General features: G+C 69.8%; 25 protein-coding genes and 1 rRNA gene. 10 read left to right on the top strand and 16 right to left on the bottom strand.

From position 1 onward, the window contains the following. The first annotated feature begins 103 nt into the window (after nt 1-103). Nucleotides 104-216 (top strand): 5S ribosomal RNA (gene rrf, locus N7L95_RS11075). Between the two features lie 395 nt (nt 217-611). Here rrf and N7L95_RS11070 read toward each other — a convergent pair. After that, on the bottom strand, nt 612-1541 hold the full coding sequence (locus N7L95_RS11070; protein WP_301259882.1) for an MBL fold metallo-hydrolase: 930 nt from the start codon (nt 1539-1541) through the stop codon (nt 612-614). A 158-nt stretch (nt 1542-1699) separates the two neighbouring features. Next, the gene (locus N7L95_RS11065; protein ID WP_301259881.1) at nt 1700-3391 is read right to left on the bottom strand and encodes a long-chain-fatty-acid--CoA ligase; all 1692 of its coding nucleotides are present in this window, start codon (nt 3389-3391) and stop codon (nt 1700-1702) included. 294 nt (nt 3392-3685) lie between these two features. Between N7L95_RS11065 and N7L95_RS11060 the strand changes: the two genes are divergently transcribed. From N7L95_RS11060 to N7L95_RS11050, 3 genes are read left to right on the top strand one after another with little or no spacing between them, the layout of a single operon-like run. Then, entirely contained in the window at nt 3686-4192 is a 507-nt protein-coding gene (locus N7L95_RS11060) for a hypothetical protein (protein WP_301259880.1), read from the top strand. Between the two features lie 9 nt (nt 4193-4201). Then, entirely contained in the window at nt 4202-5815 is a 1614-nt protein-coding gene (locus N7L95_RS11055; RefSeq protein WP_301259879.1) for a GMC family oxidoreductase, read from the top strand. A gap of 6 nt (nt 5816-5821) precedes the next feature. Continuing rightward, the gene (locus tag N7L95_RS11050) at nt 5822-6766 is read left to right on the top strand and encodes an esterase/lipase family protein (RefSeq protein WP_301259878.1); all 945 of its coding nucleotides are present in this window, start codon (nt 5822-5824) and stop codon (nt 6764-6766) included. Here the strand turns inward: N7L95_RS11050 and N7L95_RS11045 are convergent. Next, nucleotides 6667-7476: a hypothetical protein gene (locus N7L95_RS11045; RefSeq protein WP_301259877.1), complete on the bottom strand. Its 810-nt coding sequence runs from the start codon at nt 7474-7476 to the stop codon at nt 6667-6669. The two genes, N7L95_RS11050 and N7L95_RS11045, sit on opposite strands and share 100 nt — an antisense overlap. A 449-nt stretch (nt 7477-7925) precedes the next feature. On the opposite strand from N7L95_RS11045, the gene N7L95_RS11040 reads away from it, so the two are divergent. Further along, nucleotides 7926-8408, top strand: a complete 483-nt coding sequence (locus N7L95_RS11040; protein WP_301259876.1) for an Lrp/AsnC family transcriptional regulator — start codon at nt 7926-7928, stop codon at nt 8406-8408. 153 nt (nt 8409-8561) lie between these two features. Here N7L95_RS11040 and N7L95_RS11035 read toward each other — a convergent pair whose 3' ends face one another. The 6 genes from N7L95_RS11035 to N7L95_RS11010 form a co-directional block, all read right to left on the bottom strand. Next, nucleotides 8562-9176: a methyltransferase domain-containing protein gene (locus tag N7L95_RS11035; RefSeq protein WP_301259875.1), complete on the bottom strand. Its 615-nt coding sequence runs from the start codon at nt 9174-9176 to the stop codon at nt 8562-8564. 17 nt (nt 9177-9193) lie between these two features. After that, nucleotides 9194-9469 carry a hypothetical protein gene (locus tag N7L95_RS11030; RefSeq protein ID WP_301259874.1) on the bottom strand — a complete coding sequence of 92 codons (276 nt, stop codon included), beginning with the start codon at nt 9467-9469 and terminating at the stop codon, nt 9194-9196. 91 nt (nt 9470-9560) lie between these two features. Then, nucleotides 9561-10385: an HDOD domain-containing protein gene (locus tag N7L95_RS11025; protein ID WP_301259873.1), complete on the bottom strand. Its 825-nt coding sequence runs from the start codon at nt 10383-10385 to the stop codon at nt 9561-9563. A gap of 83 nt (nt 10386-10468) precedes the next feature. Beyond that, nucleotides 10469-11491: an ABC transporter substrate-binding protein gene (locus N7L95_RS11020; RefSeq protein WP_301259871.1), complete on the bottom strand. Its 1023-nt coding sequence runs from the start codon at nt 11489-11491 to the stop codon at nt 10469-10471. Nucleotides 11492-11525: 34 nt separating this feature from the next. Continuing rightward, entirely contained in the window at nt 11526-12299 is a 774-nt protein-coding gene (locus tag N7L95_RS11015; protein WP_301259869.1) for an ABC transporter permease, read from the bottom strand. Then, nucleotides 12296-13054 (bottom strand): ABC transporter ATP-binding protein, encoded by a 759-nt coding sequence (locus N7L95_RS11010; protein WP_301259867.1) that lies wholly within the window; start codon nt 13052-13054, stop codon nt 12296-12298. Before N7L95_RS11010 ends, N7L95_RS11015 begins: the two co-directional genes overlap by 4 nt. Before the next feature lie 217 nt (nt 13055-13271). On the opposite strand from N7L95_RS11010, the gene N7L95_RS11005 reads away from it, so the two are divergent. Together N7L95_RS11005 and N7L95_RS11000 are read left to right on the top strand one after the other, a co-directional pair. Continuing rightward, the gene (locus N7L95_RS11005; RefSeq protein WP_301259866.1) at nt 13272-13838 is read left to right on the top strand and encodes a Yip1 family protein; all 567 of its coding nucleotides are present in this window, start codon (nt 13272-13274) and stop codon (nt 13836-13838) included. A 97-nt stretch (nt 13839-13935) separates the two neighbouring features. Further along, nucleotides 13936-15078 (top strand): mechanosensitive ion channel family protein, encoded by a 1143-nt coding sequence (locus N7L95_RS11000; RefSeq protein WP_301259865.1) that lies wholly within the window; start codon nt 13936-13938, stop codon nt 15076-15078. 248 nt (nt 15079-15326) lie between these two features. Here N7L95_RS11000 and fusA read toward each other — a convergent pair whose 3' ends face one another. Next, nucleotides 15327-17390, bottom strand: coding sequence for an elongation factor G (fusA, locus tag N7L95_RS10995; RefSeq protein ID WP_301259864.1), 2064 nt, complete (start codon nt 17388-17390; stop codon nt 15327-15329). Nucleotides 17391-17607: 217 nt separating this feature from the next. On the opposite strand from fusA, the gene N7L95_RS10990 reads away from it, so the two are divergent. Further along, nucleotides 17608-17856 (top strand): KTSC domain-containing protein, encoded by a 249-nt coding sequence (locus N7L95_RS10990; RefSeq protein ID WP_301259863.1) that lies wholly within the window; start codon nt 17608-17610, stop codon nt 17854-17856. Here the strand turns inward: N7L95_RS10990 and N7L95_RS10985 are convergent. Together N7L95_RS10985 and N7L95_RS10980 are read right to left on the bottom strand one after the other, a co-directional pair. After that, the gene (locus N7L95_RS10985) at nt 17840-18049 is read right to left on the bottom strand and encodes a dodecin (RefSeq protein ID WP_301259862.1); all 210 of its coding nucleotides are present in this window, start codon (nt 18047-18049) and stop codon (nt 17840-17842) included. The genes N7L95_RS10990 and N7L95_RS10985 overlap by 17 nt on opposite strands. A gap of 534 nt (nt 18050-18583) precedes the next feature. Continuing rightward, complete coding sequence (locus N7L95_RS10980; RefSeq protein ID WP_301259861.1) at nt 18584-20074, bottom strand: AMP nucleosidase; 1491 nt, start codon at nt 20072-20074, stop codon at nt 18584-18586. A gap of 175 nt (nt 20075-20249) precedes the next feature. Here N7L95_RS10980 and N7L95_RS10975 point away from each other — a divergent pair, with 175 nt between their 5' ends. Further along, on the top strand, nt 20250-21497 hold the full coding sequence (locus N7L95_RS10975; protein ID WP_301259860.1) for an aminotransferase class V-fold PLP-dependent enzyme: 1248 nt from the start codon (nt 20250-20252) through the stop codon (nt 21495-21497). A 16-nt stretch (nt 21498-21513) separates the two neighbouring features. Here N7L95_RS10975 and N7L95_RS10970 read toward each other — a convergent pair whose 3' ends face one another. Both N7L95_RS10970 and N7L95_RS10965 read right to left on the bottom strand, forming a co-directional pair. Continuing rightward, nucleotides 21514-21831 (bottom strand): hypothetical protein, encoded by a 318-nt coding sequence (locus N7L95_RS10970; RefSeq protein WP_301259859.1) that lies wholly within the window; start codon nt 21829-21831, stop codon nt 21514-21516. A 134-nt stretch (nt 21832-21965) separates the two neighbouring features. Beyond that, nucleotides 21966-22628 carry a cysteine hydrolase family protein gene (locus tag N7L95_RS10965; RefSeq protein WP_301259858.1) on the bottom strand — a complete coding sequence of 221 codons (663 nt, stop codon included), beginning with the start codon at nt 22626-22628 and terminating at the stop codon, nt 21966-21968. A 106-nt stretch (nt 22629-22734) separates the two neighbouring features. Here N7L95_RS10965 and N7L95_RS10960 point away from each other — a divergent pair, with 106 nt between their 5' ends. After that, a complete protein-coding gene (locus N7L95_RS10960) occupies nt 22735-23718 on the top strand; it encodes a GlxA family transcriptional regulator (RefSeq protein ID WP_301259857.1) in 984 nt (327 codons plus the stop codon). A gap of 13 nt (nt 23719-23731) precedes the next feature. On the opposite strand, the gene N7L95_RS10955 is transcribed toward N7L95_RS10960, so the two are convergent. Continuing rightward, nucleotides 23732-24751, bottom strand: coding sequence for a metal-dependent hydrolase (locus N7L95_RS10955; RefSeq protein ID WP_301259856.1), 1020 nt, complete (start codon nt 24749-24751; stop codon nt 23732-23734). Nucleotides 24752-25022: 271 nt separating this feature from the next. After that, on the bottom strand, nt 25023-25574 hold the full coding sequence (locus N7L95_RS10950) for a hypothetical protein (RefSeq protein WP_301259855.1): 552 nt from the start codon (nt 25572-25574) through the stop codon (nt 25023-25025). Between the last annotated feature and the right edge of the window lie 75 nt (nt 25575-25649).

Here is a 25649-nt window from a genome sequence, read left to right as displayed (position 1 = left end):
CACTACAGCGCCTCACCATCCGGTGCGCAATCAAATCCGCTGATTCATACCGACTCTACGAATTGGTCGTCTTGCTCCAGCAGCAAGGCGGCATCCAGTTATGCCTGATGACCATAGCGAGGTGGTCCCACTCCTTCCCATCCCGAACAGGACAGTGAAACGCCTCAGCGCCGATGATAGTGCGGATTCCCGTGTGAAAGTAGGACATCGTCAGGCTGTTATTCCCCAAAACCCCGCCCACTCTCGCAGTCGGCGGGGTTTTGCTTTTGCGGTATTCAAACCCCCGTTCCGCTGCGCCGCGTCAGTAGCGAAAGTAGTGCGTCCCCAGGGCGGCTGGGTCGGCTCGCGTGCGCTTCTTGAGCGTTGCGCTCATCAGGTCCACCCGCGCCGGGTCGCGCCAGCCCAACGCCGTGAACACGCGCTCGGCCGTGCGGGCAGAAGCTGATCAACCGACTCTTCTGGGCATAGCTTCGACTACTGCAACAGCTACGGCTACGGCTACGGATGCGCCTGGCTGCGGCCGGTATCGCGGGGCTCCGGCGATGAAGGCCGCTTCCACGCCGCACCGCCCCTGCTCTTCAGCCGATTCCACCTCCGCCTTCGAGCGGCTCTCAGGTGTCGACCACGTCCCCGCCGTCCATCGTGGCGGCTCCGGTGCGTATCAACTCATCCAGCAGGGACTCGCACCACGTATCGAATGCGGTGCCGTTGAAGTAGCGGGAATGGATTCGGCTGAGAAGCGGCGTCGCCCGCAGCCAGTGGAAGAGTCGCGGGCGCGCTGCCCGGCGCACCTCGATGAGGTGGAACTTGGTCAGCGCTTTGGCTGCATACCAACCATGTCGTTGTGGATCGCGTTCGAAACCCTCCAGGCGGCGATATGCGCGTTCCAGCGCAGCGGCCACATCGGAGAACACCGGTCCATGGCCGGGTATCACGGCGCGCACGTCCAGGCCTGCCATCAAGTCCAGCGTCTCCCGGACCTCCTGCAGGGCGGCGCTCCCGTCGATCTCGGGGAACACCACGCCGAAGCCATTGGCCCACAAGGCATCCGCCGAGATGAGGAGGCGTTCTTCAGGTGCATACAGGATCAGCGAATGCGGATCGTGGCCCGGGGCTCCCAGCACCTGCCATTCGAGCCGGCCGATCTGGTGGCGCTGACCCGGGGCCAGGGTGTCGCGGGCATCGAAACGGGGGCAGTGCTGGCCCGTCGCGGCGAAGGTCAGCGCCGCCGGGTCCCAGCGGCGCACGGCGTCGAATTGGGCGGCAGGCACATACACCGAGCACCCGAAGCGCTGAACAAGGGCAGCATTGCCGCCGCAATGGTCGGAATGCAGGTGCGTGTTGAAGATGCGCCCCAGTGGCGTCCCGTCCAACGCCCGCGCCACCAGTTCGACGGTTTGCGCTGCATGGGTGGCATAGCCGCTGTCGACGAGTACCGCGCCTGCGGGCGACGTATCGTGCAACAGCACGTTGTTGGACGACAGCCAGCCGCGTTCGAAGACAAGGACGTCCGCTGGTAGTCGTGGTGTCGTGGCGGTCACCTCGGCACCTGGCGGGGGCCCAAGGGGCGGCCATGGTCGTGCCGGCGAGCCTACAGGACCTGCTGCTTCCAGCTCGCCGCGCGTGAGCCCGCGCGACCAACTCCCCACCGGGGAAGATGCCGGCCCCGCGTGCCCGGGGGACCGGCGGCGAGCACCGTTCAAGCGGCGACCCTCAGCTCCCGGCGCAGGATCTTGCCGACATTGGTCTTGGGCAGCTCGTCCCGGAACTCGACGAACTTCGGGCGCTTGTAGGCGGTGAAGTTGTCCCGGCAGTAAGCCATCAGGTCTTCCTCGGACAAGGCCGGGTCCTTGCGCACCACGAACAGCTTGACCGCCTCGCCTGACTTCGGGTCGGCCACGCCCACCGCGGCGCATTCAAGCACTGCGGGGTGCAGATTCACCACCTGCTCAATCTCGTTCGGGTACACGTTAAAGCCGGAGACAAGGATCATGTCCTTCTTGCGGTCCACGATCTTCACATAGCCGCGCTCGTCCATCACGCCGATGTCGCCCGACTTGAAGAAACCGTCGGGCGTCATGACCTTTGCCGTTTCATCGGGCCGGTTCCAGTAGCCCACCATCACCTGCGGGCCGCGGATGCAGATCTCGCCGGCCTGGCCCACCGGCAGGTCCTGCCCGTTGTCGTCGCGGATTGCCACCTCGGTCGAGGGTATGGGAACGCCGATCGTGCCCGAGAACTCCTTGAGGTCGAGCCGGTTGCTGGTGGCCACCGGGGAGGTCTCGCTCAGGCCATAGCCTTCCACCACCGGGCAGCCGGTGATCTTCAGCCACTTCTCGGCAGTGGCCTGCTGCACTGCCATGCCGCCCCCATTGCTGACCACCAGTTCCGAAAAGTCCAGCGTGGCGAACTCCGGGTCGTTGGCCAACGCGTTGAACAGGGTGTTCACCGCCGGGAACATGTTGATCCTGTGCTTCTTCAGCGTCTTGATGAAGCCGGGGATGTCCCGTGGATTGGGGATCAGCAGGTTCATCGTGCCGAGCCGCGCGCCCATCATGTAGCACACCGTCAGTGCGAAGATGTGGTACAGCGGCAGGGCGCACACCACCGTCAGCGGCTTGTTGCCCAGCTTGTCCAGCATGGGCTTGAACCACGCCTCGGACTGCAGGATGTTGGCCACCACGTTGCGATGGGTCAGCGTCGCTCCCTTGGAGACACCGGTGGTGCCGCCGGTGTACTGCAGGAAGGCCACGTCATCCGGCCGCAGCGCGGGCCGCTGCAGCGACATGCCACGTCCCTGGGCCAGCGCGTCGTTGAAGCGGGTGACGGTGCGGCCCTGGGTCAAGGGCAGCTGGAACGCCGGCACCATCTTGCGGGCATGCCGCACCACGAAATTCACGATGCCGCCCTTCACCAGCCCGAGCATGTCGCCCATGGCTGCCAGGACGACGTGCCGCACCACGGTCTGGTCGATCACCGCCTGCAGGGTGTGCGCGAAGTTCTCCAGGATGATGATGGCCTCGGCGCCGGAGTCCTTCAGCTGGTGTTCGAGCTCGCGCGGCGTGTACAGCGGGTTGACGTTCACCACCGTGTAGCCGGCGCGCAGCACCGCGGCCAGTGCCACGACGTACTGCAGCACGTTGGGCATCATGATCGCGACGCGGCTGCCGCGCTGGAGCCCGCGGGACTGCAGCCAGGCGCCCAGCGCGGCTGAATGGGCGTCCACATCGGCAAACGTGAGGGTGCGATCCATGCACATGGCCGCATGACGGCCGGCGTACTTGTGGAAGGACTCCTCCAGCAAGGCCGCCAGCGAGTCGTACTGCGTGCAGTCGACCTCATGCGGCACATCCGGCGGGTAGTGGTGGAGCCAGGGCTTGGACGCAGTCACTTGTTCTCCATCAGCAGTTCTCGATCGACTCATTGTTCGCGCCCGTCCAGCGTTCTCCTACGGTAATTGCACTAACGGGCCGTCACCTAGGTGACTCGAACTCGCTGCCAAGTCGATAGCATCAGCCTCCAAACCACGACGAACCGGCGGCGATGGCGGCCGCGCCCCAACCTGCCTGCGCGGCACGCAAAGCCCCTGCCCTTGCCGGGAGTGCGAGTGGTGAGCCGGCCGAATGGCCGCTCTAATGGCCAGCCCCTATGGCTGCGGCTGCGAAGGATGCTTAAGGTCCCTGCCATGCAACGACGACGATGGCTCCAGCTCGGGCTCGCTTCCGCGGCGCTGCTGGCCGTGGCCGGCAGCTCGGCCTGGTTGACCCCCGCCGGGCTCGATGGCCACCGGCTGACGGCGGCCGGCCGCACGGTGCTGCAGGCCATCACGCGCGCGATGCTGGATGGCCGCCTGCCGGCGGCGCCTGGGGCCCTGGACGCTGAACTGCAGGCGCAGGTGGCCCGGGTGGAAGCCCTGGTGGCCGGCATGCCGCAGGCAACGCGAAGCGAGCTCTCGCGCCTGCTTGGCGTGCTGGCCAGCCTGCCGGGGCGCAGCCTGTTGGCCGGGCTGTCGGTGGAGTGGTCGGCGGCCTCGGTGCGGCAGGTGCAGCAGGCGCTCGAATCGATGCGCCACTCGCGGCTCTCGCTGCGCCAGCAGGCCTACCATGCCTTGCGCGAGCTGAGCCAGCTCGGCCACTACACCGCGCCTTCGCACTGGGCGGCCATTGGCTATCCCGGCCCCACCGACCTCTGACACACCGCCATGAGCAAGTTGCCCGACCCCATCCGGCAAGGCCTCGCACGCGGCTGGAAGGTGGCTGGCGGCCCGCATGCCGCGCTGCCGGCCAGCCTGGATTGCGATGTCGTCATCGTCGGCACCGGTGCCGGCGGGGGCATCACCGCCGAACTGCTGACCCGGGCCGGCCTCGATGTCGTGCTGGTGGAGGAAGGGCCGCTCAAGAGCAGCAGCGACTTCAACCAGCGCGAGAGCGAAGCCTATCCCGCGCTGTACCAGGAAAGCGCCGCTCGCAAGACCGCCGACCAGGCCATCACCATCCTGCAAGGCCGTTGCGTCGGCGGCTCCACCACGGTCAACTGGACCAGCTCCTTTCGCACGCCTGCGGCCACCTTGCAGTGGTGGGGCGAGCATTTCGGCCTGGCGGCGCTCTCGCCCGAGGCCATGAGCCCGTGGTTCGCCCATGCGGAGCGTCGCCTGCAGATCGGCCCCTGGCAGGTCCCGCCCAACGAGAACAACGATGTGCTGCGCCGTGGTGCCATCCAGCTGGGGCTGCGCTGGGGGGCCATCCCGCGCAACGTGTCCGGCTGCTGGAACCTCGGTTCCTGCGGCCTGGGTTGCCCGACCAATGCCAAGCAGTCCATGCTGGTGACCACCGTTCCCGCCGCGCTGGATGCCGGCGCGCGGCTGCTGGTGCAGACACGGGCCTTGCGCTTCGAGCACGATGGCCGGCGCGTCCAGGCCCTGCTGTGCGCGCCGGCAGGCAACGATGGGCGGGCTGATGGCGCGGCCACGCTGCGCATCCATGCCCGGCACTACGTGCTGTCGGGCGGGGGCATCAATTCGCCGGCGCTGCTGCTGCGCTCGCAGGTGCCTGACCCCCACGGGCGGCTGGGGCTGCGCACCTTCCTGCATCCGGTGGTGTTTTCGACAGCGACGCTGCCGCAGCCGGTGCAGCCCTGGCAGGGTGCGCCCCAGACCATCTACAGCGACCACTTCCTCCACACGCAGCCCATCGACGGCCCGCTTGGCTACAAGCTGGAGGCTCCGCCGCTGCACCCGACGCTGTTCGCCCTCACGGTGCCCAGCTATGGACGCCAGCAGGCCGAGCGCATGGCCCGCTACCCGCACACCAATGCCTTGCTGGCGCTGCTGCGCGACGGCTTCCACGAGCGATCGCCGGGCGGGCAGGTGCGCCTGCGTGACGACGGCTCGCCGGTGCTGCACTACGAGCTCACCGACGTGGTGCTCGATGGCGCTCGCCGCGCCCTGCTCAGCATGGCCGAGATCCAGTTCGCCGCCGGTGCCGCCGAGGTGCTGCCGGCCCACGAACTGGCCACGCCCTGGACCAGCTGGGCCGCAGCCCGCGAGGGCATCGGTCAGCTGCCGATCGTGCCCTACAAGACCCGCTTCGGTAGCGCCCACGTGATGGGCGGCTGCGGCATGGCGGGTGACGAACGCCTCGGTGTCGTGCGGCCGGACGGCCGCCACTGGCAGCTCGACAACCTCAGCGTGCATGACGGTTCGCTGTTTCCGACCAGCGTCGGTGCCAACCCCCAGCTCTCCATCTACGGCCTGGTGAGCCGCCATGCGAGCGGTCTTGCCAAGGCACTGACCGGCAAGGAGGCTGTGCTAGTGTGAGCGCCCATGCTCGCACGCCTGCAACGCCGCATCACGCTCACCCTCCTCGCGCTGGCCCTCGGCTGGGCGCTGGCTTTCACCCTGCTCGGCCGGCCCGGGCTGGCGGCCCTCGGCGCCGTGCTCATCGCCTTCGGCTATGCCGTGGTGCTGGGCGTGGAGTTCGTCATGGTGGCCGCCGTGCATGGCGACGATCCTGCGCCCCGCGCCACGGCGAGGCAGCTGCTGGCCGCGTGGTGGGGCGAAGTCACGCATTCGCCGTTGATCTTCTGCTGGCGCCAGCCCTTCTTCCCCAACGCGGTGCCCGATGCGCCTGACGCTCCCGGGCGCCGCGGTGTGCTGCTGATCCACGGGCTGGTGTGCAACCGGGGCTTCTGGACGCCCTGGCTGCGGCGCTTCCGCCAGCTCGGCGTGCCCTTCGTCGCGGTGAGCCTGGAGCCGGTGTTCGGCGATATCGAACACTATGTCGACATCATCGAGCAGGCGGTGCGGCGGCTGGAGGCCGGCACCGGCCAGCCGCCCGTGCTGGTCTGCCACAGCATGGGCGGCTTGGCGGCACGGGCCTGGCTGCAGGCCCGCCAGGCCGACACACGGGTGCACCGCATCATCACCATCGGCACGCCGCACCGGGGCACCTGGCTGGGCCGCTTCGCCCGCACCATCAACACCCGGCAGATGCGCCACAACGGCGAGTGGCTGCAGGCGCTGTCAGCGCTGGAGCCGCCCGAACGCTACCGTCGCTTCACCTGCTTCTACGGGCACTGCGACAACATCGTCTTCCCGGCCTCCACCGGCACCTTGCCGGGCGCCGTGAACTGGCACATCGCGGGCACGGCCCATGTGCAGATGGCGTTTCAGGCGCAGGTGTTCCAGGAAGTGCTGGCGTCCCTGGCCGATGGGCCGACGGCGGAGGCCGATGCGCCCCGCCCCGCGGCCCAGGCACCGGCGCGCTGAGCGAGCCAGGCGGCGGCGGCCGTCAGCAGGGCCTGCTTCAGCGTGGGGCCGGCCCAGGGGCCCAGCCAGGGGGCCAGGCGCTCATGGCAGGCGTCGGCCAGCAGGGCCAGGGCATAGAGGGTCAGCACGATGCGCCAGTCGGCGCGGCTGGTGCAGTGGCCTTCCAGGCGCAGCGCGCCGGCGGGGATCAGCAACAGGGGCAGCAACTGCACCAGCAGCAGGCCGCGCAGGTCGCCGGCGCCCTGCGTCACCTGGCCGACGCTCCAGTGCACCGCCGAGGCGGTGGCCAGCAGCAAGGCGCCCAGCACGAGGGGCCAGCGCTGCCAGCGTTCGTCGATGCGTTCGGCCAGGAAGGCGCACATCAGCATCACGCAGGCCCAGGCCCCCGGCACATGGGCCAGCAACAAGCTGGAGTCGTGGCTGGTGGCGCCGTCGTAGATCGCGGCGGGACCCGAGAGCGCCAGGCTGGCGAACAGCAGCTGCCAAGGCAGTGCCATGCGGCGCGCCGACAGCAGGCCCCAGAGGCCGGCGGCGAACAGGTTGAGTGCCGCCAGCACCTGCAGCGCCCGGGCTGCGCCCAGATCGGAAAGGGCGTCGACGCCGCGCCGTGTTTCGCTGATGGGCCCGCAAGCCAGCAGGCCGACGATGAGCGCCAGGGTCATGGCCGACAGCAAGGCCACCGTGCAGCGCTTGGTGAGTGTGGCGTTCATGGCGTCTACCTCCGCTGCGGCAGCGGGGAACTGCCGCGTGAACTGCTCCGAAGGCCTGCAGTGTCCGCCCCGGCCGGCTGGCGAACAATCACTCTTGCGAGGGGGGCCACCCCCATTGCCCTGGGGGGGCAGCAGGCACGCTGCTGGCTCATGCGCACCGGCCGGTGGCGATGCCGGCCCGGACCCTGCCGGTGCCGTCGAACTGGTGCACTGTTGGATCGTTGAAGCGGCACGGCCGTGGGTTGCAAGCTGGAGCGCCGGGCGCAGGCCGGCCGGGTGATCGTGCTTCACCGCAGCGCCACCGGTCGGCGCGCAGGCCTGATGACACGCCGGAAGACAGCCCGCAGCCTGGCGCCGCCGGTGCGGTCCCACCTCTGCCCGGCCCATCCCGACGCCGCCCTGCAGCGGCATCGGGTCGCTCAGACATGAAACATGCACAATAGCTCTTCATGACAGCGCCCATCGAGCTCGACGCCATAGATCGACGCATCCTTCGTGCCCTGCAGGTCGATGGGCGCATGACCTACGACCAACTGGCCGGCGAGGTGCAGCTGTCCCCATCGGCCACGCTGCGCCGCGTCAAGCGGCTGGAGGAAGCCGGCGCCATCGCGGGCTACGTCGCACTGGTGCCGCCCGAACGGGTGGGGCTGGGCCTCACCGCCTACCTGAACGTGCGGCTCGAAAAGCACAGCGAGGTGCACAAGCGCAATCCGATGGACCTGTTCCGGGCCGCCGTGCAGGCCTGGCCGGAAGTGGTCGAGTGCGTCGCACTCACCGGCGAGATGGACTACCTGCTGCGGGTGGTGGTGGAAGACATGGCGCACTACTCCCGCTTCGTGATGGACACCTTGTTGAAGCACCCGAGCGTGGCGGATTGCAAGACGAGCTTCGTGCTGGACCGCGTCAAGAACACCACCGCGGTGCCGGTATGAGGCGAGCGGCGTCGCGCGCAGGCTCGCCCGGAGACGCTCCCGGCCCTACCGGCTGCCGAGTTTCAAGAGGGCGCCGCGGCGGTGGCGCCCTGCAGGCGACGCACCGAGCCGGGTGGCCCGATGCCGCTCCCGGCCCTGCATGCCGGCGCCGCCTCAGCGCCGCAGCAGCACCAGCGCCAGTTCGGTATGGCCCATCGGGTGGGGCTGTTGCTCGTAAGGGGGCTTGGGCCAGAGCCACTGCGGCTCGGGGAACAGCGCCCGCATGGCATGGATGTCGCAGTGGTAGGGCGGGCCCTCGATGGCGCCGGTGGCGGCATTCGGGCGCAAGGCCTGCATGAAGAGCGCATAGAGCCGCCCGTCCGGGCGCAGCCAGCGATGCAACTGCTGCGCATAAGCCACCCAGGCGTCCGGGTGCAGGGCGCACAGGCAGGTCTGCTCGTAGACGGCGTCCAGTGGCTGCGCCGGCGCCCATTCGAGCACGTCGGCCTGCTCCACCCGTGCCGCCAGGCCGCGGCCCTGCAGCAAGGCGCGGCTGCGCTGCACGGCCGCCTCGGCATAGTCCAGCCCGATGACCTCGCAGCCCTGGGCGGCAAGCGTGGCCAGCTCCCAGCCCGAGCCGCAGCCCGGCACCACGACGCGGCTGCCGGCTGCCGGCGCTTCGCCACGCGCCTGCCAGGCCAGGAGTTGCGGGGAGGGGCCGCCGCGGTCCCAGGGTGTCTGCTGGGCGTCGAAGCGGGCTTGCCAGAAGTCGCGGGTGGGTCCTGCCATCGCACCGGTGGGCGGCGTCACTGCAGGGGGCCGACGGCCGGCTGGCGCGACGAGGGCGGCACGCACCGCTCTGGCCCGGCCGGCGGCTCGGCCGCCCAGGTGCTGCGAAGTCCGCGCAGGATGCTGCGGAACTGTGGCGACAGCAGCGGATCGGCCGACAACAGCGCCAGGTTGCTCGCGATGCGGCTGGCCGTCTCCGGCAGCTGTTCGCTGGCGCAGCGGCGATAGTTGGTCATCAGGATCAGGGTGCCGGCCAGCAAGGCTTCGGCGCCGGGGACAGCAGGGCTGGACATCGGTACGGCCTGTCGATGGAAACGTTTTCGATTATGTGGCCACGGGATGCCCGGTCAATGCGGCCGGACCCAACCTGTCACCTCTTGCAGCTTATGGGCTGTCCAGCTCCGCCAGCATCGCAAAGGTCGCGGCTTCCGAGAGGTTGAGCAACTGCGCGATCTCGGCGATGTCGTCCGGCAGCGCGGGATTGTCCCAGTCGAGGGCCGAGTGGCGGGCCAGGCGGATGGCCAGCATCACGTTGCGCACCTGCACGTCCTCGGCATGCCGCTCGTCGGTCACGCGGATCAGGATGTCGGGCAGGCGCCAGGCGCGCAGCAGGGCCTGCTCGAGCTCGTCCAGGGTGACGTTGAGCACCTCGCGCTGCGCGACCGCCGAGCGCAGCCCCGGCTCGGCCCGCTGGCGCTCGACGATGCGCTGCGCGAGCACCGGTGCGTGGCACCACAGCAGCAGTTCGGCCACCGGGTGCATCAGCGCGGCTTCGTGCAGCACGGCGGCGTCGGCGTCCATGCGGTGCACCGCGAAGGCCAGCGAGAAGGTGGCGGCGCGCGAGGCGCGGCGCAGCACGGCGGCCAGCCCGGCCTGGGCCTCGGGCTGGTCGTGCAGCAGGTCGTCGGTGGAGCGCAGCTGCTCGAAGGCGGCAAAGAAAGGCGTGATGCCGAGGAAGACCAGCGCCGCGGTGACGGTCTCGGTGCTCGCTTCGTAGCGCGCCGGCCGCACCCGTGCCACATGGGCCAGCAGCTTGATCGCCAGCAGCGGGTCGCTGCCGATCAGCTCGGCGATGCCATGCGCGTCGAGCTGCTCCTCGACCGCGCGCAGCGAGGCAATGGTCCGGGCCGTGTGGGGCAGGACGGGAATGTCGGCCTGGCTGAAGTGGTCGGTCCAGGCGGCCAGGTCGGGCAGGGCATGCAGCAACATCGAACGGCTCCGAAGCCCATGGTCACAGCACTATCGGCCGCCTGCCGGAAGCCTGAATACGGGTTTACACCAGCCGCCCTCTGTCACTTGGCGCCGAGCGCCCGCTTCACGTCGAGCCCGACCTTGCGGTTGACGAACTGCGGCGTCGCGACCTTGGACAGATCCACTTCGCCGGGCTTGTAGAGGCCGGCCTTCACCATCTGCTCATAGAAGTCGCGCACCCGGGCGTTGTTCATGGCGCCGATGCCTTGCGTCAACGCCTCGCCGGAGTCGACGATGCCCTGCTGCTTCAGCAAGGCGACCGAGGCTTCCAGCTCTTCTTCGCTCATTTCAGGATTGTCCCGGCGCATCGCAGCATTGGCCGCCTTGCGATCGCCATAGAGGTAGTTGTACCAGCCGAGGATGGAGGCATCGACAAAGCGCTGCACCAGCTGCGGCCGCTTCGACACCGTGTCGATGCTGGCCTCGATCAGTGTCGAGTACGTGGAATAGCCATGGTCGGCCAGCAGGTGCACCACCGGTTTGAAGCCGGCCTGCTTCTCGACATAGATCGGCTCGGCCACCGAGTAGCCCTGCTGCACTGCCTTCTTGTTGGCCAGGAAGGGGCCGAGGTTGTAGGTGTAAGGCTTGAGCTGCGCGTCGCGGAAGCCGTGCTGCGACTTGAGCCACTGCCACCAGCTGAATTGCGCGTCCTTGGCGATCAGGGCCAGCGGTGCGTCCTTCAGGCGGGCCCAGTCCTCGTGGCCCTGGCCGGGATGTGCGATGAGGGCCTGCGGGTCCTTCTGGAACATCGCCGCCACCACCACGGTGGGCAGGCCGTTCTTCACGTTGTCGAAGGAGTGGAGCAGGTTGCCGGTCATCAGGAAATCGATCTTGCCGGCCGGCAACAGCGGCCGGTTGTTCACCTGCGGGCCGCCCTGCTGCAGCGTCACATCCAGGCCGTACTTCTTGTAGGTGCCGTCCACCAGCGCCTGGTAGAAGCCGCCGTGGGCGGCCTGGGCCTTCCAGTTGGTGGCGAACACCACCTTGTCCTGGCCGTGCGCCAGCCCGGCTGCGAGCAGCCCGAGGCACAGGCCCACAGCGCGCGGAGGAGGGAAAGTAGCCATGCAAAACTCCCTGTGAAGAAGTGAAGGGGCTCGTTCAACGCTGCGAGGCATGCCAGCGCCCGAGGCACCAGCGCTCCAGCGCGTTGAAGAGCAGGTAGATGGCGATGCCGGTGAGCGAGGTCAGCAGCAGCGCGGCGTACATGCGCGGTGTGTCGGTGCGGAAGCTGGCTTCCTGGATGCGCGACGCCAGGCCGGTCTCGACACCGGCAGCGCCGGCGGTGAACTCGGCCACCACCGCGCCGATGAGGCTCAGGCCGCCGGAGATCTTCAGCCCCGCGATGAAATAGGGCAGGGCCGACGGCACCAGCAGCCAGCGCAGCCGCTGCCACCGGCTCGCGCGGTAGAGCTGGAACAGGTCGCGCAGGTGCGGATCGGCCGAGCGCAGGCCCATCACCGTGTTGGACAGGATGGGGAAGAACGCGACGATCCAGGTGCACAGCAGCAAGGCGGCGGTGGTGCTGTCGACATAGATGATGATCAGCGGCGCGATCGCGACGATGGGCGTCACCTGCAGCACGATGGCGAACGGCATCAGGGCCTGCTCCACCCAGCGCGCGCTGGCGAACAGCGCGGCCAGCAGCGCCCCGCCGACCGCTGCCAGCAGCAGCGCGCCGAACGTCAGCCGCACGGTGAAGCCCCAGGCCTGCAGCAGCGAGTCGCGGTTAACCCACAGCGTTTGCAGCACCTGGCTGGGCGCGGGCAGGATGAAGTGCGGCAGCTCGGCCCACCGCACCACCGCCTCCCACAGGCCGATGGCCACCAGCACGGCCACCGCCGGTATCCAGGCACGGGTGGCGCTGGGCTTCATGCCGGCTGCTCCGCGCCAAGCACGGCCTGCTCCAGTGCCATCGAGACCTGGCTGCACAGCTCTGCGTAGGCGGTGGAGGTGCGCCATTCGCGCCGTCGCGGATACGGCTCGGGCACGCGGATCTCGGCGGTGATGCGCCCCGGCCGGGGACCCATCACCAGCACCCGCTGGCTCAGGTAGACCGCCTCGAACACGCTGTGCGTGACAAAGAGGCTGGTGAAGCGGCCGGCCAGCCACCAGCCCAGCAGGTCGTCGTTGAGCTTCTGGCGGGTCAGCTCGTCCAGTGCGGCGAAGGGTTCGTCCATCAGCAGCAGGCGCGGCTCGCGCACCAGCGCGCGAGCGATGGACGCCCGCATCTTCATGCCACCGGACAGCTCGGACGGATAGGCCCGCGCAAAGCCGGCCAGGCCGACCGAGCCGAGCAGTGCCTCGATGCGCGGGCGCGCCGCCTCGCGGCGGCTGCCGGCAATGCGCAAGGGCAGCCAGACGTTGTCGAACACGGTGGCCCAGGGCATCAGCGTCGGCTCCTGGAAGACGAAGCCGGCTTCCGCCTGCGGCCGACTCAGCCGGCCGGCGCTGGGGCTGTCCAGGCCGGCCACCAGGCGCAACACCGTGCTCTTGCCGCAGCCGGACGGCCCGAGCAGCGAGACGAACTCGCCGGCCTCGATGCTGAAGCGGACGTCGTGCAAGGCCAGCGTGCCGCTGGGAAAGCGCTTGTCGAGATGCTCGGCTTCGATCAGGGGGGCGGTGGGCAAGGCGGCGGTCCTGGCGGCGGCGATGGGCCCCGATTGTCGCGGCGTTCGAGGGAGCGCGGGGAACGCACGGTTTCGGTGCCGCGGGCGGCGCCGGACGTCGCCGAAACAGGGGACAGCGCCTGCCGCATCCCCATTTCAAGGGAGCGCGGCCGCAGCGGCCGGCCGATACGATCGCCGCGACCCGGGCCGCCTGGCCCTTTCGAAGAAAGACACCGACATGAACATCGTCCATCGCGCCCAGCAGTTGATGCTCTCGCCCGACAGCGAGTGGCGCCGCATCGACACCGAGGCCGACGACATCCCCACCCTCTATCGCCGCTACGCCCTGCCGCTCGGTGCGGTCCCTGCCGTGGCCGGCTTGCTGGGGTTCACGCTGGTCGGCATCAGCATCCTGGGCCAGACGGTGCGCCTGCCCTTCTTCAGCACCTTGCTGCAGGCGGCCCTCGGATATGCGGTGGGCATGGCGGCGATCTTCCTGCTGGCGCTGTTGATCCAGGCCATGGCGCCCCGGTTCGGCGGCCGGCCGGACCGGCTGCAGGCCTTCAAGCTCGCGGCCTACAGCATGACGCCCCACTGGGTGCTGGGCATTGCCGGCCTGGTGCCGATGCTCGGTGCGCTGGCCGGCATCGTCGGCGGGCTCTGGTCGCTGTGGGTGCTGCACCGCGGCCTCGGCTTGCTGATGCGGGTGCCGCCGGAGCGGCACCTCGCGTTCACGGCGACGCTGGTGGCCATCCTGGTCGGCCTGTCGCTCGCGCTGGTCGCGGTGATGCGGGTCTTCGGCTGAGGCGGCCGCGCGGCGGCGGCCTGCGGCTCGGGGCAGCGGTCGCCCGGCGCTTGCAGGCAGCAACATGGTGTTGCGCGGCTCTGCTAGCCTCCCCGCGATGACCTTGCTGCACACCCTGTCTCCCTGGATCAATACCGCGTGGGCGGCCCTGGTGGCCGTGGTACTGGCGCTGATCGTGCACCGCGTGGGGCGCTTCGTGGTCCTGCGCATCACCCGCTCCACCACGGTGCTCGACCGCTTCGCCCGCGCGTGTGACCGGCCCTCGCAATTCGTCTTGCCGCTGGCTGCACTGCAGCTGGTCTGGCTGGGGGCGAGCGAGGCGCTGCCGCTGCTCAACAGCGTGCGCCATGTCAACGGCGTGCTGCTGCTCATGTGCATCACCTGGCTGGGCATCCGGGGGGTGCGCGGCATCGCCGACGGGGTGATTCGCCGTCATCCGTCCAATGTGGCCGACAACCTCGCGGCACGTCGCATCCAGACCCAGGTGCGGGTGCTGGCCCGCACGGCGCAGTTCGTGGTGCTGCTGGTGGGGCTGGCGTTGACGCTGCTGACGATTCCCGGCGCGCGGCAGGTCGGCGCGAGCCTGCTGGCTTCGGCCGGGGTGGTCGGCGTGGTCGCCGGCCTGGCGGCCAAGCCGGTGTTCGGCAACCTCATTGCCGGACTGCAGATTGCACTGGCCCAGCCGATCCGCATCGACGACGTGCTGGTCGTCCGCGGTGAGTGGGGCCGGGTGGAAGAGATCACCGGCAGCTACGTGGTGCTGAAGGTCTGGGACGAGCGCCGGCTCATCATCCCGCTGCAGTGGTTGATCGAGAACCCGTTCGAGAACTGGACCCGTACCACCGCCCAGATCACCGGCACCGTCTTCCTGTGGGTGGACTACGGCATGCCGCTGGAGCCCTTGCGTGCCGAAGCGCGGCGGGTGTGCGAGTCGGCGCCCCAATGGGACGGGCGGCTGTGCCTGCTGCAGGTGACCGACACCGCGCCGCACGGCGTGCAATTGCGCCTGCTGCTTTCCTCGCACTCCTCGGGTGACAACTGGGACTTGCGCTGCCTGGTGCGCGAGGCGCTGGTGACGCTGATGCGGCGCGACTATCCGCAGTTCCTGCCCAAGACGCGCGGCGAGCTGGGCCCGGACGCCGCACTGCCTCGCTTCGGGCTGGCCGGGGACCGCGATGCGGCGGCGCCGGCCGCGGCAGCGCCCGCTACGGCGCACCGGTCGGAGGCGCCTGTCTCGTGAAGGACGCGGCGCTGCCGCCGCGAGGCGGCTGGCATGCGTTGCCCCCCGAGCCTTGGAAAGCCTGGTTGCGGTTCTCCACGCTTGCTTACCACCAAGCGCGGCCGGACGTCTGATAATTCCTGGGACTTGATCCCATAATCACCTCTCAGGAAGGAACCCCCGATGAAGGCATGGCTGTACGCCGGCATCGCGGTCATTGCGCTGGCTGCTGTCAGCGCTTCGCGAGCGGACCCGCAGGGTCGCGAACCTCAGTCTTCCTCCTTCACCCGGTACTGGCTCATCAGCTGCTGCTGCATGGCCGGGGGCACCGGGTCGTAGTGAGACAAGGCGGTGGTGTAGCGGCCCTGCCCGCCCGTCATCGCGTTCAGGCGCGACTGGTAACCGTTCAACTCGGACATCGGCACCTGGGCCTTCACCGCCATCAGGCCGGCCGCCAGTGCCCGTGTGCCGCTGACCTGTCCGCGTTTCGACGAGAGGTCACCGGTGATGTCGCCGACGCTGCCCTCCGGCGCCTCGATCTCGATCTCGACCACCGGTTCCAGCACGATGGGCCTTGCCTTCTGCACCGCGTCGATGAACGCCTTGCGGCCTGCCGTCACAAAGGCGATTTCCTTGGAATCGACCGAGTGGTGCTTGCCGTCGTAGACGACCACCCGCACGTCCTTCACCGGGTAACCGGCAATCACGCCACTGTCCATCACCTGCCGCACGCCTTTTTCGACGGCGGGGATGAACTGGGTCGGAATGGCTCCGCCCTTCACCTGGTCCACGAACTCGAAGCCGCACGCATTGCCGCTGGAGCGCGGCAGCGGCTCCACGCGCAGGAAAACTTCGCCGAACTGCCCGGCGCCGCCGGTCTGTTTCTTGTGCCGGTGATGTCCCTCGGCGGGGGCGGTGATGGTTTCCTGGTAGGCGATGCGGGGCGGCCGCACGTTCACTTCACATTTGTAGATGTCGGTCAGGCGCTCCAGCAGCGTGCGCAGGTGCAGCTCGCCCAGGCCGTAGACCACGGTCTCGTTGGTGGCCGCCGCGTGCTGAACCCGCAGGCAGGGGTCTTCGTCGACCAGCTTCTGCAGGATGTCCCACAGGCGCTGCTCGTCGCCACGGCGCTTGGGCTCGATGGCCAGGCCGTGCACCGCGGCCGGGAAATCGAGCGCCTGCAGGTGGATGTGCTCGTCCTCGGCGGCGTCGTGCAGCACGGCGTCGAAGTGGATCTCCTCGACCTTGGCCACCGCGCAGATCTCGCCGGGCCCGGCGCGCGGGACCTCGACATGCTCCTTGCCCTTCAGCAGGAACAGATGCCCGACCTTGAAAGGCTTGCGGCCGTCGCCGACATAGAGCTGGCTGTCGCGGGTGACGGTGCCCTGGTGGACCCGCATCACCCCCATCTTGCCGACATACGGATCGACCGTGACCTTGAAGACATGCGCCAGCACATGCCGGCCGGGATCGGGTTCGGCGCGCAGCGGCTTGGCCTCCGGGCCTTCGCCCTGCAGGAACTGCGGCGGGTTGCCTTCGCCGGGATGCGGCATCAGGCGCACCATCACGTCCAGCAGCTCGGACACGCCGGCGCCGTTGCGGGCGGAGACGAAACACACCGGGATGAGGTGGCCCTCGCGCAGCGCCTGCTCCAGCGGGGCATGCAGCTCGGCGGGGTCGACATCGCCGTCGTTGAGGTAGCGTTCGACGAACCCCGCGTCGACTTCCACCACTTGTTCCACCAGCGCACGATGGGCCTGCTCGACCGAAGAAAAATCGGCCTCGCCGGCCGGGTTGAAGAAGCAGTCCACCACCCGGCTGCCGCCGCCGGCCGGCAGGTTCAGTGGCAGGCATTCCTTGCCGAAGGTCTCGCGCAGCTGGGCCAGCAGCGCCGGCAGGTCGGTGCGCTCGGCATCGATCTTGTTCACGATGAGCAGCCGGCACAGCCCGCGGCGGGCGGCCCAATCCATCATGCGCAGGCTCATCGTCTCGATGCCCGAGGTGGCGCTGATGACCACTGCCGCCGTCTCGACCGCCTCCAGCGCCGTCATGGACTGGCCAAGAAAGTCGGGCGCGCCCGGGGTGTCGATCAGGTGCACCCGGGTGTCGAGGTGCTCCAGGTGGACCACGCTCGAGTTCAGCGAGTGCTGCGCCTTGCGCTCCAGCGGATCGAAGTCGCTGACCGTGCTGCCGCGCTCCACGCTGCCGGGCGACCCGATGGCGCCGGCCTGGTGCAACAGCGCTTCCAGCAAGGTGGTCTTGCCGGACGCCGCGGCGCCGACGAGTGCGAGGGTGCGGATCGAGGCGGGGCCAGGCGAACCGGGCAAGGTCATGGGCACTCTCCTGGAAACTGCAGAGGCAGCGCATGCACCGTGCGTGGCGGGCAAGTCGTGCGACTGCGGGTGGGCCGACCGGTGCGGCACAGCGTAAGGGATGATGCGGCCTCGCACAAGCACCGCCAGCGTGGCCCGGGCGTGCCCACGCCGGCGGGCAGGGGCGGCTGCCGGTATGCCGCTTGCCGCAGCCCCGGGGACGCTTCACGGACCTGCCATGCACCGACATCCCGTTGCCTCCAGCAGCCTCAGCGCCATCGGCTACGACGCGAAGCGGCGTCTGATGGAGGTCGAGTTCCTGACCGGGCGCGTCTACCGCTACCTCGATGTCCCGGCCGAGGCCTGGCAAGCCCTGATGGCGGCTCCGTCGCTCGGGCGCCACTACAACGAGTGCGTGCGCGACCGCTATGAAGCCGTCGAGATCACGCCCGAGGCGACGCGTTCGCCGCCTAGCCGTCGAGGGTGAAGCCCACCTTGAGCGTCACCTGCCAGTGGGCCACCTGGCCGTCGACCACATGGCCGCGCGTCTCGGTGACCTGGAACCAGTGGATGTTCCTCACCGTTTCATGGGCCTTGGCGATCGCACGTCGCACCGCGTCGTCGCTGCCCTCGGTGGAGGAGCCGGTCAGCTCGATGAGCTTGTACACATGTTCCGACATGAACAACTCCTGAAGCCGGGCCAGCATACCGGTGCCCACGTGCCGGCCGGCCAAGACCCTGCCTTGGGTGCGGGCCGCGCCGCTGCAGCGGATGCCGGGGGAGCGGGCGCGGCGGGCCTTGGCATGCGGGCCGGCTGAGTGAGCGGTTGGCGCTGGGTGGCCGGCGGCATGAGGAGAGGACGCCGGGCGGCCGGCGTCGCCGTTGTGCGTTGTGTATGGAAGCGCGGCAGCAGGGGGCCGGCCTTTCGTCTGCCAACGCGGCGCCTGGCTGGACTGGCCCTGCCAGGCGGGCGGGCGTCGCACTCGATAGGCTCAGGGCCGCACGGGCGATGCCGCGCGGTCGGCAAGGCCGGCAGCGGCTGCGGCATACCGTGCCGGCCGGCGGCTGCGCGTGACTGCCCTCCCGTGCGCCGGGTGCCTTGGGCCTCCACAGCCCTGCACCCGGTGGCTTGTTCCGCGGGCGGTGCGGGCCGCTGCCCTCGACCTCCTTCGCCGGCCGCGCCCGTCGGCCAGCGGGCAGGGCGGCGCGGCGGGCTACTGGAAGGCCACTTCGGCAAAGCTGCGCAGCTTGCGGCTGTGCAGCTGGTCCTGCCGTTGCTGGCGCAGGATGTCCACTGCGCGGATGCCGATGCGCAGGTGCTGGTCGACCCGTTCCCGATAGAACTGGTTGGCCATGCCGGGCAGCTTCAGCTCGCCGTGCAAGGGCTTGTCGCTGACGCACAGCAGCGTGCCGTAGGGCACCCGGAAGCGGAAGCCGTTGGCCGCGATGGTGGCGCTCTCCATGTCGAGCGCGATGGCCCGGCTCTGGCTGAAGCGGCGCTCCGGCGTGCGGTGGGGCAGCAGCTCCCAGTTGCGGTTGTCGACCGAGGCCACCGTGCCGGTGCGCATCACGCGCTTGAGCTCGTAGCCCTCCAGACGCGTCACCTCGGTGACGGCCGATTCGAGCGCCACCTGCACCTCGGCCAGCGGCGGGATCGGCACCCACAGCGGCAGGTCCTCGTCGAGCACATGGTCCTCGCGCACATAGCCGTGGGCCAGCACATAGTCGCCCAGCTGCTGCGTGTTGCGCAGCCCGGCGCAATGGCCCAGCATGATCCACGCGTGCGGGCGCAGCACCGCGATGTGGTCGGTGATGGTCTTGGCGTTGCTGGGGCCGACGCCGATGTTGACCATGGTGATGCCACTGCGGTCCTTGCGCACCAGGTGGTAGGCCGGCATCTGCGGCAGCCGCGGCGGCGGCGAGCCGGACAGGTCGTTCTCCGACGGCAGCAGGTGCGCGCGCCGCGTCACCACGTTGCCCGGCTCGATGAAGGCGATGTAGTCGTCATTCGGCGAGTTGTCGGGCGGCGTGGCCATCAGCTCCCGGCCCAGCCGCACGAATTCGTCGATGTAGAACTGGTAGTTGGTGAACAGCACGAAGTTCTGGAAGTGCCCCGGCGCGGTGCCGGTGTAGTGGCGAAGCCGGTGCAGCGAGTAGTCCACCCGCGGTGCGGTGAACAGCGCCAGCGGCCAGGGCTGGCCCATGGCAGGCTCGTAGGTGCCGTTGGCGATGCCGTCGTCCATCGCGGCCAGGTCCGGCAGGTCGAACACGTCGCGCATCAGCAGGCGGCGGCCGGCGGCCAGGCTGCCTTCCAGGTGGTCGTCCTCGAACAGCGAGAAGTGCAGCGGAATCGGCTGGCTGCTGGTGCCGATCTCCAGCGGAATGCCGTGGTTCTTCAGCAGCAGGCTGAACTGCTCGAGGTAGTAGTTGCCGAACAGCTCGGGCCGGGTCAGCGTCGTCTCGTAGGTGCCCGGGCCGGCCACGAAGCCGTAGGCCAGGCGCGAGTCGGCACGGGCCACCGTGTCGGTGTGCACGCGCACGAAGGGGTAGTGCGCCCGCACATGGCCGCCCGGCGTGTCGCCGGCGACGAAGCGGTGCAGCGCCTCGCGCAGGTGGGCAATGTTGGCGTCGTAGATCTCGCGCACGCGGGCGAGGGCGGCGTGGGGGTCGTTGAACTGCGAAGTCGGAAAACTGGGTGCTGACATATGAAGGGGTTTCCGTGGACTGCCTCCCGATTGTGGCGCGGCCGGCCATGCCGGGGCGCGGGCCGGCCTTTCGATTGTGGTGCCGTGCCGACCGACTGTCCGCTGCAGCACGGCTGGCCAGCGCCGGGAGCCGGGCAGAATCGGGCTTCCCTCAGCGCTTCGATTGGATGAACGAATGAGCGAACTGTCGTTTCGGCTGCCCGAGTTCCAGCAGATGCTGTCCACCCTGCCGCCGGTGCCGGCCAGCGGCCTGGCCACCGATGCCACCTTCTGGAAGGCGGTGCAAGGCCTCTACCGGCGCTCGCAGCGGATGGTCAACCTCGAGAACGGCTTCTGGGGCGTCATGCCCGAGCCGGTGCGCCTGATGCACCAGTACTGGAGCGATCGCATCAACGAGGAAAACACGCTGTGGGTGCGCGAGTGCTGGGCTGATGCCCAGGAGGAGGTGCGTGCGACAGTGGCTGCGGCGCTGGGCTGCGGCGTCGACGAGATCGTGCTGACCCGGGGCGCCACCGAGGCGATGCTGGCCCTCATCAGCGGCTACAGGCTGCTGCAGCCGGGCGACGCGGTGCTCTACAGCAACCTCGACTATCCCGCCATGCGGCATGCCATGGCCTGGCTGCGCGAGCGGCGCGGCGTCGAGCCGCTGTGCCTTCAGATTCCCGAGCCGGCCACGCGCGAGAGCCTGCTGCAGGCCTACCAGGACATGCTGCGGCGCCACCCTCGCATCCGGCTGGTGCTGCTGACGCACCTGAACCACGTGACGGGGCTGGTGACCCCGGTGCGCGAGGTGGCCGCGATGGCCCGTGAGGTGGGGGCGGAGGTGATGGTGGATGCGGCGCACTCCTGGGGCCAGATGGACTTCCGCGTCACCGATCTGGACGTGCCCTTCGCCGGCTTCAATCTGCACAAGTGGATTGCGGCGCCCATCGGTTGCGGCTGCCTCTACATCCGGCGCGACCGCCTGGCGGCGATCGACCGCTACCTGGGCGACGCCGATTTCCCGGAAAGCGACATCCGCTCGCGCGTGCACCCCGGCACCGTCAGCTTCGCCGCCTGGCTCAGCCTGCCGGCCGCGCTGGAACTGCATGGTCGCATCAGTGCGGCGGCCAAGCAGGCCCGGGTGCATCACCTGCGCAACCGCTGGGTGGCGGCGGCCCGGGCGCTGCCGGGCATCGAGGTCCTGACGCCCGATGACCCGGGCCTGGTGGCCGGCATCACCAGCTTCCGGCTAGAGGGCCGGACCAGCCGCGAGGACAACGATGCGCTGGTGGCCACCCTGCGCGACCGGCACGGCATCTACACCATGCGCCGGCCGGGCGCAGCCGGCGGCGACGTGGTGCGGGTGACGCCCGGCGTTTTCACCCGCGAGGACGAGGTGGACCGGCTGGTCGAGGCGCTGCCGCAGCTGCTGCAGGGCTGAGCCCGGCAGGCCCGCCTCACACGCCGGCCACCGACGTGGCCGGGGCCAGGGCGGTCAGCCCGGCGTCGACCTGCGCACGGCACAGGTCGCGCAGCGGTGCCGCCGGCACGTCGGCGCAGCGAGAGGCCGCCTCGATCCGCTGGCTGGCGGCGGAATGGACCCGGCCGGCCTGCGCCACCGCGGTGCTCAGCACCTGGTGGAAGGCCGCCAACAGCAGCAGGGCGAGCAGCAGGCCCAGGGTGACAAGGGCCGGCATCGAGCACAACGCCGCCCGGGCCTGCGCCAGGCGGCTGCGGTGGACGGTCGGGGAGGTCGAATCGACGGGGCTGGACATGGGTCGCTCCTGGGCGTCTGCGCTGACCCGCATCGTGGCTCGGCGCGCGTCCGCGCGGTGTCCGCAGTGCGGTGTAGGCCCTGTAGGAAGTGGCCTACGCCCCGGGGCCCCCACGTCTGCGGCCGCGCCCCGCATCAGGCTGCCTGCAGCGGCCGCTGCCCGGCCTGCGCGCGGGCCCGCTGGTTGGACGCCAGCAGATCGCCGCTCCGCAAGGGCTGGCCGGCCTGCACCGCCGCGATCCAGTCCTGCGTGCGAGCCACCGCCGCGAAGCGGGTGTGGTAGACGACGTTGAAGACACGGTGGATTTCTTCGGCTGTCGCGCTGCCAGCGTCGTTGGCATAGGGCAGGGCCCCGGTGGCGTCGACCAGCGTCTCCACCTGCAGGCCGCGGTGCGACGCGTGGTAGATCGTCGACGCATTGCAGTTGTGCGTCATGTAGCCCACCACGGTGAGCGTGTTGACCTCATGCCGGGCCAGCCAGTCGGCCAGGTCGGTGCTGGTGAAGACGCTCGGCCAGGCCTTCTCGATGTCGTGGTCGCGGCTCCGGCGAGCGACTTCCGGGTGCAACTGCCAGCCGGGCGTGCCCTTGTCGAACACCGGGGAGCCGGCGGGCGAGGTGTGCTGCACCACAACCACCGGCACGCCCGCCGCACGTGCGGCGTCCATCGCGGCAGTGATATTGGGCAGGGTCTGTTCGACCGGCGGGTATTCGATCGGAAGGCCGCCGCCGGCGAAGTACTCGTTTTGCACGTCGATGACCACGAGGGCGCGGCGGACGACGGGGGGAGTGGCAGTCATGGGAAGCTCCTGGTTGAGGACATCGGGTGTCGATGGAAGCGAATTCTTCGCCTTCGGGGCGGTCTGCAGAAGTGGCCCGATTGCCATTCAGCGATAGGATCGGGCCATGCCGCACGTCTCCGAATCCACCGCTGCCATGCCCACCCGGGTGGCGGTTCTGGCCTTCGATGGCATCAGCCCCTTCCACCTGTCGGTGCCCTGCCTCGTGTTCGGCGAGGTCGGCGACGAGGTCGGCCCTCCGCGCTTCGAGCTGCAGGTGTGTGCCGAGCGTCGCGGCAGGTTGCGCAGCACCGCCGGCTTTTCCATCGAGGTGAAACACGGGCTGCGCGCATTGCAGCGGGCCGACGTGGTGGTGGTGCCCTCGTGGCACGACGGCGGGGCCGTGGCACCGCCGGTGCTGCTGAGGGCCCTGCAGGCGGCCCATCGCCGTGGCGCCCTGGTGGTGGGGCTGTGCCTCGGGGCCTTCCTGCTCGCCGAAGCGGGCCTGCTCGACGGCCGCCCTGCCACGACCCATTGGCACCTGGTGCCCCGTTTCCGCGAACGCTATCCGCAGGTTCGCCTGCAACCCGAGGTGCTGTACGTGGACGACGGCGACATCCTGACGTCGGCCGGCACGGCGGCAGGCATCGACTGCTGCCTGCATCTGCTGCGCAGCCGGTGGGGGGCGAAGGTGGCCAACCGCGCCGCGCGGCGCATGGTGGTGGCGCCGCACCGGCAGGGCGGCCAGGCGCAATACATCGAGCAGCCAGTGCCCGCGGCGCCGCGCGGCGACCGGCTGGCCGAGCTGCTCGAATGGCTGTCGAGCCACCTGCGCGAGCCGCACAGCCTGGACAGCCTGGCGCAGCGTGCGCTGATGAGCCGGCGCAATTTCTCGCGGCGGTTCCGGGACGCCACCGGCACCACGGTCGGCAAGTGGCTGCTCAACCAGCGCCTGGCGCTCGCGCAACGCCTGCTGGAGGGCAGCGACCGGTCCATCGCCGACATCGCCGAGCACAGCGGCCTCGGCTCGGCGGTGTCGATGCGGCAGCAGTTCGCGGCTGCCTTCCGCACTTCGCCCTCGGCCTACCGCCGCCAATTCCGCGGAGGCTGAGCCGGCGGCAACGTCACTGCAGCGGCGCCAGGCCCTCGTTTCCCAGCGCGCGCTGCCACAGCCAGTGCAGCACGGGCGGCAGGTCGGGGCGTGCTTCCAGCAACCGCGGCATCTGCGGCTCGACCGAGCCGTCGGCCGCCCGGCGGCCCATCGCAAACGTGAAGGTGTAGTACGGTTCCATGCCCATGCGCAGGTCGCTCATGCGGCATTCGCCGTCCTGCTCCCACACCTTGTAGAAACCATGGCTGAACCAAGCCAGGCGCCGGGCATGCCAGCTCCGGGCCTGCAGCTGGCGGTCCAGGGCCGCGTCGCGCCGATGGTGTTGCAGCCGCCAGCTGCCGTTCGCATCCAGCAGCGAGTGGTAGGCCTCGGCATAGCCTTGCGGCGTGATGGCGACCACACGCCACAGCACGGTGTTGAACGGCGTGGGCGTCACCAGCAGGCGGTCGACCGCCACGCCCTGCGCCTGCAGCGCCTGCCGGGCCAGCCGGGTGACGTGGTGCTGCACGGCCACGCCCCAGGCCAGGTAGGCGGTGCTGAGCAGCAGTCCGGCGGCGTTCCACCGCAGGCCGGCCGGCGTGTGCCGCAGCCGCCATGCGCCTGCCACGCCGACCAGCAGCGGCAGGGTGTACAGCGGGTCGATGACGAACACGCTGCCGATACCGAAAGGATGGTCGGTGAAGGGCAGTCCCAGCTGGGTGCCATAGATGGTCATCAGGTCGAGCAGCGGATGGGTCACCAGCGCCGCCCAGACCGCCAGGCACCAGCGGCCCCACCGCTCGCGCTCGCGGTGCAGCACGGCGACGCCCCAGGCCAGCAACGGCGCCAGCAGCGTCTGGTAGAACAGGGCGTGGCTCTCGGTGCGGTGCAGCGTCATGTCGCTGACCGGGTCGCCACGGCTGATGAAGGTGTCCAGGTCGGGCAGCGTGCCGCAGATGCCGCCCCACAGGGCGGCTTTCCAGACCGCCGTGCGGCGGCCCATCACCGCAATGCCGACCGCCGCGCCCAGGGCCAGTTGGGAAAGTGAATCCATGGGCCGCGATTGTGCAGCCCTGCGGCGTGAGGCCCCAACGGCCCGCTGGAGGCTCGGGGCCCGGCTGGGCAGCCAGGCGCTGTGGTGGCTTAGAGCGGCTAACAAAACTCTTCTGGCGTCGTTGCGCCGCCTTGCCGTACCGGTCGTACTGTCTGCGGCGGCGCGCCTAGCCAGAACCGCTGCGCTGAGTTTTGTTAGCCGCTCTTAGACGCGGGTGCCGCCCTTGCTGGCAAGGCGAACCACAGGCGCGCCCCCCGGCGCGCCGGTCCGATCACATCGCGGGCACGCCTTCCTGATAGGGCCGCAGCGGGGCCGGCGTGCGCATGTCGCGCGGCGCATCGAAGTCCGCCAGGGCGGCGCCGCGCATGCTCTCGGGCGAGCGCGGCAGGCCGCTGCGGTGGCTGTAGTCGGGCACCGGAGCCCGCAGCCGGCGCTGCTCGGCCTGCAGCGCGCGGGCGCCGATGACGTCCACCACACCGACCGCGGCTACCGCGGCGAGCGCGCCGGCGGTGCGGTGGGCCAGCGGATCGGCCGGATGCCATTGCGAGGCCAGTGCCGCCGCGTCGAAGGCATCGCCCGCGACGCGGGCCCAGGCCCATGGCGCTGCGTTGCGCGAGGCAAGCATGCCAATGCCGGTGGCGATCTCGCGCAGGCCGCAGGCCCGCATCAGCGCGGTGCGGCCCTGCAGGCCGGTGAGCCGGCCCATGGTCTGTGGCATCAGCAGCTGGGCGACGCCGAGGCCGATGCTGAACCAGCCGAGCCCGCGGCCCAGCGCCGCGGTGGGGGTGTGGCGCGCAAGCTGGCGCCGGGAGGTGAAGGTCATCGCGGGTCTCCTGAGGAATAGGCGCCGCACGGCCCGGGGCGGCGGCGGTCTTGGAACACGGCAGGCCGGGCCGGG

It is taken from the genome of Eleftheria terrae (genome assembly GCF_030419005.1).
Classification (GTDB): Bacteria; Pseudomonadota; Gammaproteobacteria; order Burkholderiales; family Burkholderiaceae_C; genus Caldimonas; species Caldimonas terrae.
This window is presented reverse-complemented; position numbering and strand designations above follow the sequence as displayed.